General features: G+C 71.3%; 13 protein-coding genes and 1 other RNA gene. 7 read left to right on the forward strand and 7 right to left on the reverse strand.

Annotated elements, in window-relative coordinates; genetic code table 11:
- The first annotated feature begins 2 nt into the window (after positions 1–2).
- Positions 3–716, forward strand: coding sequence for an ABC transporter permease (locus tag ACWAT2_RS02370; RefSeq protein ID WP_402371386.1), 714 nt, complete (start codon positions 3–5; stop codon positions 714–716).
- A 49-nt stretch (positions 717–765) separates the two neighbouring features.
- On the opposite strand, the gene ACWAT2_RS02375 is transcribed toward ACWAT2_RS02370, so the two are convergent.
- Entirely contained in the window at positions 766–3912 is a 3147-nt protein-coding gene (locus tag ACWAT2_RS02375; protein ID WP_402371384.1) for a bifunctional [glutamine synthetase] adenylyltransferase/[glutamine synthetase]-adenylyl-L-tyrosine phosphorylase, read from the reverse strand.
- Between the two features lie 35 nt (positions 3913–3947).
- A complete protein-coding gene (gene glnA, locus ACWAT2_RS02380; protein ID WP_402371381.1) occupies positions 3948–5285 on the reverse strand; it encodes a type I glutamate--ammonia ligase in 1338 nt (445 codons plus the stop codon).
- A 106-nt stretch (positions 5286–5391) separates the two neighbouring features.
- Between glnA and panB the strand changes: the two genes are divergently transcribed.
- Entirely contained in the window at positions 5392–6294 is a 903-nt protein-coding gene (gene panB, locus ACWAT2_RS02385) for a 3-methyl-2-oxobutanoate hydroxymethyltransferase (RefSeq protein ID WP_402371379.1), read from the forward strand.
- Positions 6295–6318: 24 nt separating this feature from the next.
- Here panB and ACWAT2_RS02390 read toward each other — a convergent pair whose 3' ends face one another.
- Positions 6319–6522: an SPOR domain-containing protein gene (locus tag ACWAT2_RS02390; RefSeq protein ID WP_402371377.1), complete on the reverse strand. Its 204-nt coding sequence runs from the start codon at positions 6520–6522 to the stop codon at positions 6319–6321.
- A 28-nt stretch (positions 6523–6550) separates the two neighbouring features.
- Here ACWAT2_RS02390 and ppgK point away from each other — a divergent pair, with 28 nt between their 5' ends.
- Positions 6551–7315, forward strand: a complete 765-nt coding sequence (ppgK, locus tag ACWAT2_RS02395) for a polyphosphate--glucose phosphotransferase (RefSeq protein WP_402371374.1) — start codon at positions 6551–6553, stop codon at positions 7313–7315.
- A gap of 56 nt (positions 7316–7371) precedes the next feature.
- On the opposite strand, the gene ACWAT2_RS02400 is transcribed toward ppgK, so the two are convergent.
- Complete coding sequence (locus ACWAT2_RS02400) at positions 7372–7695, reverse strand: STAS domain-containing protein (protein WP_402371372.1); 324 nt, start codon at positions 7693–7695, stop codon at positions 7372–7374.
- Between the two features lie 179 nt (positions 7696–7874).
- On the opposite strand from ACWAT2_RS02400, the gene ACWAT2_RS02405 reads away from it, so the two are divergent.
- The 4 genes from ACWAT2_RS02405 (at position 7875) to ACWAT2_RS02420 (ending at position 11038) form a co-directional block, all read left to right on the forward strand.
- Positions 7875–8315: a fluoride efflux transporter FluC gene (locus ACWAT2_RS02405; protein ID WP_402371370.1), complete on the forward strand. Its 441-nt coding sequence runs from the start codon at positions 7875–7877 to the stop codon at positions 8313–8315.
- Positions 8312–8689: a fluoride efflux transporter FluC gene (locus tag ACWAT2_RS02410; RefSeq protein WP_402371368.1), complete on the forward strand. Its 378-nt coding sequence runs from the start codon at positions 8312–8314 to the stop codon at positions 8687–8689. The genes ACWAT2_RS02405 and ACWAT2_RS02410 overlap by 4 nt, the downstream gene beginning before the upstream one ends.
- A 72-nt stretch (positions 8690–8761) precedes the next feature.
- On the forward strand, positions 8762–9784 hold the full coding sequence (locus ACWAT2_RS02415) for an FUSC family protein (RefSeq protein WP_402371366.1): 1023 nt from the start codon (positions 8762–8764) through the stop codon (positions 9782–9784).
- Positions 9785–9826: 42 nt separating this feature from the next.
- Positions 9827–11038: a cation:proton antiporter gene (locus ACWAT2_RS02420; protein WP_402371363.1), complete on the forward strand. Its 1212-nt coding sequence runs from the start codon at positions 9827–9829 to the stop codon at positions 11036–11038.
- On the opposite strand, the gene ACWAT2_RS02425 is transcribed toward ACWAT2_RS02420, so the two are convergent.
- The 3 genes from ACWAT2_RS02425 to ACWAT2_RS02435 all read right to left on the reverse strand — a co-directional run bounded on the left by ACWAT2_RS02425 (position 11032) and on the right by ACWAT2_RS02435 (position 12295).
- Complete coding sequence (locus tag ACWAT2_RS02425; RefSeq protein WP_402372078.1) at positions 11032–11394, reverse strand: hypothetical protein; 363 nt, start codon at positions 11392–11394, stop codon at positions 11032–11034. The two genes, ACWAT2_RS02420 and ACWAT2_RS02425, sit on opposite strands and share 7 nt — an antisense overlap.
- Before the next feature lie 88 nt (positions 11395–11482).
- Positions 11483–11887: RNase P RNA component class A (gene rnpB, locus ACWAT2_RS02430), an RNA gene on the reverse strand.
- A 24-nt stretch (positions 11888–11911) separates the two neighbouring features.
- A complete protein-coding gene (locus ACWAT2_RS02435; protein WP_402371361.1) occupies positions 11912–12295 on the reverse strand; it encodes a tautomerase family protein in 384 nt (127 codons plus the stop codon).
- Positions 12296–12321 lie beyond the last annotated feature (26 nt).

A 12321-nucleotide genomic window follows, 5' to 3' on the forward strand; every position in this document is an offset into this window, starting at 1 on the left:
TCGTGAACCGCACCATCGTCCGCCTGACCGCCCAGGGCATGCTGGGCGGCCGACGCCTGTGGCTGCTCGGCGCCCTGGCGCTGCTGCTCGTCGTCATCGCTGTGGCCACCCGGCTGCTCGCCTCGGTCTCGGAGGCCGACGCCGCCGGACTGCTGCGCGCGATCGCTTTCTCGACGTTCCTGCCGCTGTTCGGTCTCATCGTGGGCACCGGGGCGATCGCCCCGGAGATCGACGACGGTTCGATCGTCCACCTGCTGGCCAAGCCCGTCTCCCGGCACACGATCGTGCAGAGCAAGCTGCTGGTGGCCGTGGGGACCGTCGTCGCGCTCGCCGTCGTGCCGACGATGCTGGCCGCCGTCGTGCTCGGCGCAGGGCCGCGTACCGTGCTCGCGTTCGGTGCCGGGGCGCTGGCCGCCGGGGCGGTGTACAGCGTGCTCTTCCTGCTGCTCACCATCGTCACCCGGCACGCGGTCATCATCGGCCTGGTCTACGCGCTGATCTGGGAGAGCCTGGTCGGCAGCTTCGTGCCGGGCGCGCGCAACCTCAGCGTGCAGCAGTGGGCGCTGTCGGTGACCGAATCCCTCGCGCCCTCCGGCCTGCTCACGGCAGACGTCGGCCTGGGGCTCGCGTACGCGCTGATCATCGGCGGCTTCGTCGCGGCGACCTGGTTCGCGGGCAGCCGGCTCAACGCCCTCACCCTCAGCACGGAGGACTGACGCGGAGCGCAGCGCAGGGTGGGACCGACGAGGTCCACCCCGCAGCGGCTCAGTCCTCGCCGTACACCACGCGTTCCATGACGGTCCTCGCCCGTCGCGACGTCCGCAGGTAGAGCTCCTCGAGCTCGACGCCGCTCCCGACGTCGCCCATGAGGTCGGCGAGCCCGGACAGCGCCCAGGAGTCGGCGGGCAGCACGTCACCGCGCGGCCCGCCGACCTTCCCGGACCAGAGCACGAGCGCGGACCGCAGGCGCGAGGCGAGCATCCAGGCCTCGCGCAGCCATTCGGCGTCGAGGTCGTCGAGGAGTCCGGCCGATTCCGCGGCGTCGAGCGCTGCGACGGTCTCCGTGACCCGCAGCGCCGGTACCTCGTGAGCGTGCTGGAGCTGCAGGAGCTGGACGGCCCACTCGACGTCGGAGACGCCGCCGCGACCGAGCTTGAGGTGCCGCGTCGGGTCGGTGCCGCGCGGCAGCCGCTCCGCCTCGACGCGTGCCTTGATGCGGCGGATCTCGCGCGACGCCGGTTCGGGCAGACCGCCCGCCGGGTAGCGATGCCGGGCGATCATCTCGGTGAAGCGCCGCGCGAGGTCGGCATCGCCGCTGAGCGTCCCCGTGAGGGGGCGGGCCCGGAGCAGGGCCTGCTGCTCCCAGACGTCGATCCAGCGTTCGTAGTACTCCGCGTAGGAGCCGAAGGTGCGGACCAGCGGCCCTTGGCGACCTTCGGGACGCAGGTCCGCGTCGACGGGCAGGTTCGGCTCGGGGCCGACGGCGGAGAGCATCTTCTGCAGCATCCGCGCCGTCCGCAGGGCGAAGTCCTGAGCCTGCTGGGTGTCCGCTCCGGGCACCGGTTCGTGCACGAACATGACGTCGGCGTCCGACCCGTACCCCATCTCGCGGCCACCGATGCGGCCCATGGCCACGACGAGGGTGCGGGTGGGGTTCGCCGCGGCGGCCGGGCCGAGCCCCATCTCCGCGCGCACCGCGTACTCGGCCACACGCATCCCACCCAGCAGCACCATGTCCGCGGCATCGGAGATCGCGGCCTGGGTGCGGACCGGGTCGAGGACGCCCAGCACCTCGCCGGCGCCGGTACGGGCGAGCTCACGCCGCCGCAGCGCCCGCAGCTTGCTGGCTGCGGTGCCGGGGTCGTCGGAGCGGGTGAGGACGGCGTCGGCCTCGGCGGCGAGCCGCTCGGGTCCGCGCGGCTCCAGCCGCGTGGTGTCGGCCAGCCACTGCACCGACTCGGGCGACCGGGCCAGCGCGTCGGCCAGGTAGCGCGACGAGGCCAGCAGGTGCGCCAGGTGATACGCGGCGTTCCCGGAGTCGCGCAGCAGCCGCAGGTACCAGGGCGTCGTGCCGAGGGTCTCGGAGAGCTTGCGGAAGGCCAGCAGCCCGGCGTCGGGGTCGGCCCCCTCGGCGAACCAGCCGAGCATGACGGGCAAGAGCTGGCGCTGCAGCGACGCGCGCCGCGACGTCCCCTCGGTGAGCGCCACGACGTGCCGCATCGCACCGTCGGGGTCGCGGTAGCCGACGGCGGCGAACCGCGCCCTCGCTGCATCCGGCGCGAGCGACAGCTCGTCGTCGGACAGCTGGGCCCACGCCGGTAGCAGCGGCCGGTAGAAGACGGCCTCGTGCAGCGCCCGGACCTCCCGGCGGGTGTCGCGCCAACGGCGCATCAGGTCGTCCGCGCCCTGGCCCCGCATGCCCAGCGACCGGGCGAGCCGGCGCAGGTCCTCCTCGGATGTCGGCAGCAGGTGCGTCCGACGGAGCCGGAAGAGCTGTACCCGGTGCTCCAGCGAACGCAGGAACCGGTAGCACTCGCCCATGCGTGCCGCGTGCTCGCGCCCGACGAACCCTGCGCTCGCGAGCGCGTCCAGGGCGGAGAAGGTGTTGGCGCCACGGATGCTCTCAGCCGTCCGGCCGTGGACGAGCTGGAGGAGCTGGACGGTGAACTCGACGTCGCGCAGCCCGCCCTTGCCGAGCTTGATCTGCCGGTCCGCCTCCGCGGCGGGCACGTTCTGCTCGACGCGACGGCGCATCGCCTGCGCGTCCTCGACGAAGTGGTCACGGTGCACCGCTGCCCACACGAAGGGGTCGACGGCGGCACGGTAGGCGGCGCCGAGCTCGGCGTCGCCCGCGACGGGCCGCGCCTTGAGCAGGGCCTGGAACTCCCACGTCTCGGCCCAGCGTTCGTAGTAGGCCAGGTGGCTCTCGAGCGAGCGCACCAGCGGGCCCTGCTTGCCCTCGGGCCGCAGCGCGGCATCGACCTCCCACAACGACGGCTCGGTCGACGTCCCGGCGCACACCTTCTGCAGGCGGGACGCGAGCTGCGTGCCCACCCGCATGGCGGCGGACTCGTCCATGGCCGGCGTGCCGTCGCTCGCCCGCACGGGCTCGCACACGTACACGACGTCGACGTCGGAGACGTAGTTGAGCTCGCGTCCTCCGGTCTTGCCCATGCCGATGACGGCGAGGCGCACGCCCGCCCCGTGGTCCGGCAGCTGCGAGCGGGCGACGGCGAGCGCCGCGTCCAGGGCGGCGACAGCGAGGTCTGACAGTGCCGCGGCCACGCCGGGCAGCACGGTGAGCGGGTCGGTGGTCGTCAGGTCGGTCGCGGCGATCCGCAGCAGCCGTGCCCGGTAGGCACGCCGGAGGGCGTCGGTGGCGGTCCGGGCGTCGGCGTCCGGCCACGACGGCGGCTCTTCCGTGCCGGCCGCCGGGTCCGCGGCGGCCACGGGCACCTCGGCGGCGGGGTCGGCCCCTACCGCGCGCAGCATCCCGGCTCGGACGGCTGCGGGGTCCGCGCCGGTGCCCGGCTCCTCGTCGGCGAGCACGTCGAGGAGCTCTGGGCGGCGCGCGATCTCGTCCCCGAGTGCCGACGACGCACCCAGCACCGCGAGGAGCCGCGTGCGGGCGGCTCCCTGCGGCGTGGCGGCGTCGGCGGTCAGGAGATGGTCCACGCGGTCACCGGCACCCGGCGCGCCCGCGAGCCGGACGAGCTGGAGCAGGGCGAGGTCGGGGTCCGCCGTCGTCCCCAGCGCCCGCAGGAGGGACTCGCCGTCGTCCTGTCCGAGCCGGCGTTGGAGGTCGTCGTCGGTCCACAGGGAGGCGGATCGGGTCAGGTCCGCGAATCCTGTCCGCAGGAGCCTGCGGGTCAGGGTCTCGCGTCTACCGGTGCCGGACGTCGTCGAGCTCACGTGTCGACCCTAGCGGCACCGTTCCCGACCAGGGCTCAGAGGAACTGCAGCGACGTCTGCAGCTCGTACGGCGTCACCTGGGCGCGGTACGCGTCCCACTCGTTGCGCTTGTTCCGCAGCACGTAGTCGAACACGTGCTCGCCGAGAGTCTCGGCGACGAGCTCCGACGACTCCATGAGCTCTATCGCCTCGTCGAGCGAGTCGGGCAGCGGCGCGATGCCGAGCGCCCGCCGCTCGGCTCCCGTGAGCTCCCACACGTCGTCCTCGGTCGCCTCTGGGAGGTCGTAGCCCTCCTCGATGCCCTTGAGACCGGCGGCCAGCAGCACCGCGAAGGCGAGATAAGGGTTGGCGGCGGAGTCGAGCGCGCGGTACTCGACCCGCGACGAGTTCCCCTTGCCCGGCTTGTACATCGGCACCCGCACCAGCGCGGAACGGTTGTTGTGGCCCCAGCAGATGTAGCTCGGCGCCTCGGCACCGCCCCAGAGCCGCTTGTACGAGTTCACGTGCTGGTTGGTCACGGCGGTGATCTCACCGGCGTGCACGAGCAGGCCGGCGATGAACTGCCGGCCGGTCTTCGACAGCTCGAACTGCGCACCCGGCTCGTGGAAGGCGTTGTGGTCCTCCTCGAACAGCGACATGTGGGTGTGCATGCCCGAGCCGGGCTTGTCGGCCAGCGGCTTCGGCATGAAGGACGCGAAGACGCCCTGCTCGAGCGCCACCTCCTTGACCACGGTGCGGAAGGTCATGAGGTTGTCCGCCGTGGTGAGCGCGTCGGCGTAGCGCAGGTCGATCTCGTTCTGGCCGGGGCCCGCCTCGTGGTGGGAGAACTCCACCGAGATGCCCATCGACTCGAGCATGGTGATCGCGGCGCGGCGGAAGTCGTGCGTGCTGCCGCGGGCCAGGTGGTCGAAGTAGCCGCCGTGGTCGACCGGCACCAACGGCTGGTCGGCCGCGGACATCTGGTTGAACAGGTAGAACTCGACCTCGGGGTGCGTGTAGAACGTGAACCCCTTGTCGCTCGCCTTGGCGAGCTGGCGCTTGAGGACGTTGCGCGAGTCCGCCAGGGACGGCTCGCCCTCGGGGGTCAGGATGTCGCAGAACATCCGGCCGGTCCCGTGCCGTTCCCCGCGCCAGGGCAGCACCTGGAACGTCGTCGGGTCGGGCTTGGCGATCATGTCCGCCTCGTAGACCCGTGTCAGCCCTTCGATCGAGCTGCCGTCGAACCCGATGCCTTCGATGAAGGCCTGCTCGAGCTCCGCCGGGGCGACCGCGACGGACTTGAGCACCCCCAGCACGTCGGTGAACCAGAGACGGATGAAGCGGATGTCGCGCTCCTCGACCGTGCGGAGAACGAACTCCTGCTGCCTGTCCATGACCCCATCCTGCCCGATACCTGTTAACCGTGGGTGACGTACCGCTCCGGCACCGCCGACCGGAGCGAGACAGGGTCCCGACCGGCTGTCGCCTACGCTATCGACCATGGCAACCACGAGCCAGAACTCTCCTGCCCCGAGCGACCCCACGTCCGGTGTGAGGTCCGTCACCTCAAGCGGCGGAGCACCTGCCGGGATCGCCGCGGGCGCCCGGCGCGTGCGGGTCCACCACCTGCGGCAGGCCAAGGAGCGCGGCGAGAAGATCACCATGCTGACCGCCTACGACGCCCCCACCGCGGCCGTCATCGACGCGGCCGGCATCGACACGATCCTCGTCGGCGACTCCATCGGCAACACGATGCTGGGGCACGCGACCACCCTGCCGGTCACGCTGGACGACATGGTCCGGGCCGGTCGCGCCGTCGCGTCGGTGACGCAGCGCGCGTTCGTCGTCGTCGACCTGCCGTTCGGGACCTACGAGGCAGGACCGGAGCAGGCGCTCGCCTCCGCGGTACGGGTCATGAAGGAGACCGGTGCCTCCGCGGTCAAGCTCGAGGGCGGACGGCGCTCCGCCGCCCAGATCCAGGCCATCAGCGCTGCCGGCATCCCCGTCGTCGGGCACCTCGGCTACACGCCCCAGGCGGAGAACTCCCTCGGCGGGCCGCGAGTCCAGGGCCGCGGGGACGACGCCGCGGAGGAGCTGAGCCAGGACGCCCTCGCCGTGCAGGAGGCCGGTGCGGTCGCCGTCGTGCTGGAGATGCTGCCGGTGGAGGTCGCCGCGCGCATCACCGAGTTCCTGCAGATCCCGACGATCGGGATCGGCGCCGGGCCGGACGTCGACGGTCAGGTGCTCGTGTGGACCGACATGGCGGGGATGACGGACTGGTCGCCGCGCTTCGCCCGGCGCTACGCCGAGCTGGGCCGCGTGCTCGGCCAGGCGGTGGCCGACTTCGCGGCAGAGGTGCGCGCCGGTGCGTTCCCCGCCGCGGAGCACTCGTTCCAGCAGTAGCGGGCGGTCGACCTCGGGCCGGCGTCAGGACGGGTCTCGCCAGTCGGCGTCCTCGTCCTCCCATGCCTCGTTGCGCCGCGAGGCGGTGTCCAGCGCCTGCTGGGCCGCCTCGCGCGTGGGGTAGGGCCCCATGAGGTGCTTCCACGACGACTTCTGCGCTGCCTCCTCCACCTCACCGGTCTCGGTGTTGTACCAGTACTGCGCCTGACGTGGACTGTTCTCGCTCATGGCACGATCCTGCACCAAGATGGTCCCCATGGCTGAGCAACGAGAGCACCAGGTGGCCTTCGGCATCGACATCGGCGGCTCCGGGATCAAGGGCGCACCCGTGGACCTGACCACCGGAGAGTTCACCGCGGACCGGCAACGGGTCCGCACTCCCGACAGGTCGACACCCGAGGCCGTGGGCGAGATCCTCGCGGAGCTCGTCGGGGGCTTCGACCTGGCCGACGACGCCCCGATCGGGGTGGCCTTCCCCGCGCCGCTGGACCACGGCGTCGTCCGCTTCATCGCGAACCTGCACAAGTCCTGGAAGGGTGTCGACCTGCCGGCCCTCGTCCGTGAGGCGACCGGGCACGACGCCGTCGCCGTCAACGACGCCGACGCAGCCGGCGTCGGCGAGCAGCGGTACGGCGCCGCGAAGGGACGCGACGGCGTGGTCCTCCTCGCGACGCTCGGCACGGGCATCGGCTCGGCGCTGCTGGTGGACGGTGCGCTCGTACCGAACACCGAGCTCGGACACCTGGAGATCGACGGGCACGACGCCGAGTCCCGCGCCGCGGAATCGGCCCGCGACCGCGAGGACCTGTCCTGGGAGAAGTGGGCCAAGCGGCTGCAGCGCTACTTCGAGACGGTAGAGATGCTCCTCTCACCCGACCTCATCGTCGTGGGCGGGGGCATCAGCAAGCAGCACGAGAAGTTCCTGCCCCTGCTCGACCTGCGGGCCGAGATCATCCCGGCGACCCTGCGCAACCGTGCGGGGATCGTCGGTGCCGCCTCGCTGGCAGCACGCCCCCACTGAGCCCGGGACGCACCGGTGCCGGTCACCCGAGGAGTGACCGGCACCGGTGGATCGGCTCAGCGTACGACGAGCGAGTCGAGCTCGAGCGTGCGCAGCGCGTCGCGGATGGTGGCCGGCGGATCGTGCAACGTGACCTGGAGCCCTTCGTCCTGCCCGATGCGGCAGAGCTGGACGAGGAAGGCGATGCCCGCAGAGTCGATGAACGTCACCCTGGAGGCGTCCACGACCACGGGCAGGTCACGCTGGAAGGCCCCGGAGAGTGCTGCCGAGGCTTCGTTGCGCAGGGCGATGTCAACTTCGCCCCACATCGTCACCACACTCACCGACGAGCGCTCGGTCAGAGCGATCCCGCCGGTCTGAACCTCACTGGTGAGGGTCACTTGTCACACCTTCGTCCCTGGAGTCCACGCCCCCTGCGTGCCACGGCGTGGCAACCGGCGATCAGGACACGCGACCACGTTGTCGCGATGGCGCAAACGTACACCAGCCGACGCCCGAAGTGAACCCCGTCACAGGAGACTTCTTGACCAAACGCTCACGTTCAGCCAATGTTCTTCACATGTTTCACCCGGGCGCCCAGCGTGCAGCAACGATCACCACCGTCGTGGTCGGCGGCACGTTCGGTGCCGCGTGCCGCGAGGGAGTCACCTGGGCGGTCCCGGACCTCGACCAGCTGCCCGTCGCGACCCCGGCCGTCAACGTCGTGGGCGCCTTTCTCCTCGGCTACCTCTATGTCGCTGTGACCCACCGGCTGCCCGGCGACCCTCGCGGCGCACGGCTCAGGCTGCTCCTCGGCACAGGCTTCTGCGGCGGCTTCACCACGTACAGCTCGCTGGCCACCGACACGGTGGTGCTGCTCGACGGCTCGCGCACCGACCTGGCGACGATCTACGTACTGACGACCTTGCTCCTCGGTGCTGTCGCGACCTTCGCGGGGATCGTGGTGGCGTCCCGGGCGCATGCCCGGATCCAGCCCGGTGAGGAGGAGACGCAGCGATGACCCTCGGCGTCTTCCTCCTCCTCGCGGTCGCAGGCGGCCTGGGCGCAGGTACCCGATTCGTCGTCGACGGCCTCATCAGCTCGAAGCTGACGAGTGCGTTCCCGTGGTCCACCGTCATCATCAACACGTCCGGGTCCCTGGTTCTCGGGGCCATCACCGGGCTGGTCGCCAGCAGCATCCCGGCCACCGACCTCGGTCCGGTCGTCGGCGCAGGATTCCTGGGCGGGTACACCACGTTCAGCACCGCCAGCCACGAGACCGTGCTGCTGATCCGAGACAAGCGCTACGGCCACGCGTTCGCCTACTCCGTCGGAACCCTGGTGGCATGCGTGGCCCTCGCCTATGCCGGCTACCAGTGGGGCGCCTCCATGTGAGCCGCCGTGCGCACGCCGGACGGCGGAGGGCCACGGTGCGCCACCGACGGGCGACCGCTAGCGTCACCAGACATGACGGCTGAAGCGCACGAGCCGCCCGCCCGGCACGCACCGTCGACCGGTGTGGTCGTCGTTCTGGCGCTGCTGCTGCTGGCGCCCATGATCGGGTTGAGCGTCTCCGCCTGGCACACGAACGGCTCGCTCTGGTACCTCGGCATGCTCCCCGTCGTCATCGGGCTGTTCGCCGGGACGCGGGTGGGGTTCGCGGCGGCCTTCGTCACCCCCGCGCTCATCGGGACGTCTCTCCTTCTGCACGACCTGCCGATCGTCGGCGCGCTGTACATGGCGGCGATCGGCGTCGCGACAGGACTCACCGCGCTGCGCGGCTGGCACATGATGCTCTCGTTCGCCGGCCCGCTGGCGGCCCTCGCCCTGATCGGCGACCTCGACGTCCGGGTCCCCTCCGGCACGGTGGCCGCAGAATCGTCGCTGACCTCCGGCCTCGTCACCGTCGGCGTTGTCCTCCTGGGAGGCCTCTGGACCGCGGCACTCGGTCAGATCCTCGTCCGAGCGTTCCCCGTGCAGCCGCCGAAGACATTTCCCCTGCACACGGCCGGCTACTTCGCCGCAGCGCTCGGACTTCTCGTCGGGACCGCGACCCACGTCGCCATGACCGGGCTCGGTGCGGACTCGTGGTGGTTGATCCTGACCTTCTTCGTCGTCGTCCAGCCGTACTACGTCGACACCGCCAGCCGCGTGGCGGCACGGGTGGCCGGGACCCTCGCCGGTGCGTTGGTCGCGGTCGCGATCGTCGCGGCGTTCAAGGACCTGCCGGCGGTGATCACCGCGCTGGCTCTCGTGCTGACGGTCGCAGCCGCGTGGGCGAACATGAAGCTCCCGTACTGGGCGTTCGTCACCGTCCTCACACCGGCAGTCGTGCTGCAGACCGCCGGCGGCTCGGACGCCATCGTCGACAGCATCGTCGACCGGGCCTTCTACACCCTCGTCGGAGCCGTCATCGCGATCGTCGTCATCGCCGTGGGCCACACGGTCATCACGAGGAGGCCGGTGCACGAGAGCGACCGGACGCCCTGACAAGACGGGCCGACCGGCCGCATCAGCGGTAGCGTCCCGGCCATGACGGAAGGGCAGCTGCTCGTCGACAACCTGGCTTCGGTGTGGTGGATCGCGCTGGTCGCCTTCCTCGCGCCGGTCCTGGCCCTGGTGACGCGCCGCAGAGTTCCCGACGTCGTCTGGCTGCTGGTCTTCGGGACTGCCATCGGCCCGCACGCGCTCGGTCTGGCCTCCGCCACGGCCCCCGTCGAGTTCCTGCGCGAGCTCGGTCTGGGCTTCCTGTTCCTGCTGGCCGGGCTCGAGGTCGACATCGCCGACATGCGCGGTCGCCAAGGACGCCAGGCGGCGATCACCTGGTTGGTGTGCGCCCTGCTCGGGCTGGGTGCGGGCCTGCTCCTGGTCGACGGGCAGGTACACGTCGCCGTCGTCCTGGCCATCGCCTCGACCTCCACCGCGTTGGGCACGCTCCTGCCGATCCTGAAGGACTCCGGGACCACGGGCACGCCGCTCGGACGCGCGGTCATGGTCCATGGCGCCTACGGTGAGCTGCTCCCGATCGTCGCGATGTCGTTGCTGCTCTCCACGCGAGGCACCTGGCAGGCCGCCGCCGTCCTCGTCGCCTTCGCCGCGGCGGCTGCCCTCGTCATCGCGGTCCCCCGTCGGGTCTTCCGGGCCGCACCTCTGCTGAGCGAGGCGTTCGCACGGGCGTCGAACACCACGATGCAGACGACGCTGCGCCTCACCGTGCTCATCCTGATCACGCTCATGCTGCTCACCGCCGTCCTCTCGCTCGACGTCGCCCTGGGCGCCTTCACCGCCGGCATCCTCCTCAACGCCGTGCTCAAGGGTGCGGCTCCGGACCATGCGCGCGAGATCACGCACAAGGTCGAGGTCGTCGGATTCAGCCTGCTGATCCCCGTGTTCTTCGTGACGAGCGGTATGAACATCGACCTGTCCGCCGTCGCGGCCGGGTGGCCCCTGCTGTTGGGGTTCGTCACCATGATCCTGCTGGTGCGCGGGCTTCCTGTCGTCGCCCGCGAGCAGTGGACCACCACCCACTCGGGCCTGACGACCGTCCGAGAACGGGCCGCCCTCGGCCTGTACGCGTCCACCGGACTGCCGATCATCGTGGCCGTGACCCAGATCGCCGCGTCCTCGGACGTCATCAGCATCGACCTGGCGTCGATCATGGTGACGGCGGGGGCCGTCACGGTGCTCGTCTTCCCGTTCTCCGCCGCCCGGCTCAGCGCCGCTTCCCAGAACTCGCTTCAGTAGTCGATCCGCATCACGCGACGACGCGTCGTCGGGGCTGAGACCTGCTGCATGCCGGCGGCCGCGAAGATCTGCGGGGTGCCCACGCTCGCCTCGTCCCAGACGACCTCACCGCCGCCGCGGGCGACGATCGGGTAGCCCTCGAGCGCCGTCGCACCCTGGCTCCGTGCGAAGTCGACGGCCGCCTGGGCGAACTCGTACGTCAGTCCTTGCCCGCGAGCGCCGGCGCGGACGACGAAGCACGCGACGGCCCACACCGACGGGTCCTCACGGTCCTCCTGCCGGCCGGTCCAGACGACGGGGCTGCGTCCGTAGTAGCGGCGATAGGTCGGGCGCGGCGCGACGGCGACCCACCCGATCGGCCCCTCGGTCGAACGGCACGTCGTCGGCCGGACGGAAGGTGAGCACGCCGGTGTCGCTCATGCCACGAGCGTACGACCTGCGGGGCGGACGAGCCGGTCTGTACGCCGGGTTCTGTCCCCGTGCCCGGTTGCCCCGGCACGGGTGACGGTCATCCATCTAGGACCTGCGTTGCCACAGGCCTCCAGCGGTCTACCCGACTGCGCTTCTCGACAGAGAATCGGGCGGGCCGCCCTCCAACACAGTCTGTCTGACCTTGCTCCAGGTGGGGTTTACCGAGCCGCACCCGTCACCGGGCACGCTGGTGGTCTCTTACACCACCGTTTCACCCTGACCTGCACGCCGAGGCGTGCAGGCGGTCTGCTTTCTGTGGCACTTTCCCGCGGGTCACCCCGGGTGGCTGTTAGCCACCACCTTGCCCTTCGGAGCCCGGACGTTCCTCGGCACCGCCGCTCCGAGGAGCAGCGGCGACGCGACCGTCCGACCGACTCGTCCGCCCGGCAAGGATACCCGCCCTCAGACGTCCACCCGGTAGTCCAGCTCCAGCTCGTCCGCGCTGCGGCCGCGGATGCCCCAGTTCTCGCGGGGGCTCTCCACGACGACGACCTCCAGGTCGTCCTCCGCGAGCCCCAGCGCCGGGGCGACGTCGTCGTACATCGCTCGGACCAAAGCCCTCTTCGCCGCCGCCGTGCGACCGGTGAAGCACAGGATCTCGATCACGAGGTAGGCCTCGGAGCGCGGCGCGACCAAATCGCCGTCGTCCAGCAGCAGGAAGCGGTGGAACCGCTTGCCCTCGGGGAGCTGCCACGCGCCGACCAGGGCCGCATGGACGGCGTCGGACACCTGCGCCCGTCGCTCGCCCCACACCGACCGGTTCCCGTAGATCTTCACCTGAGCCATGGCGCGATCCTACGGACGTCACGGCC

Source organism: Isoptericola sp. GX10416 (assembly GCF_056590155.1).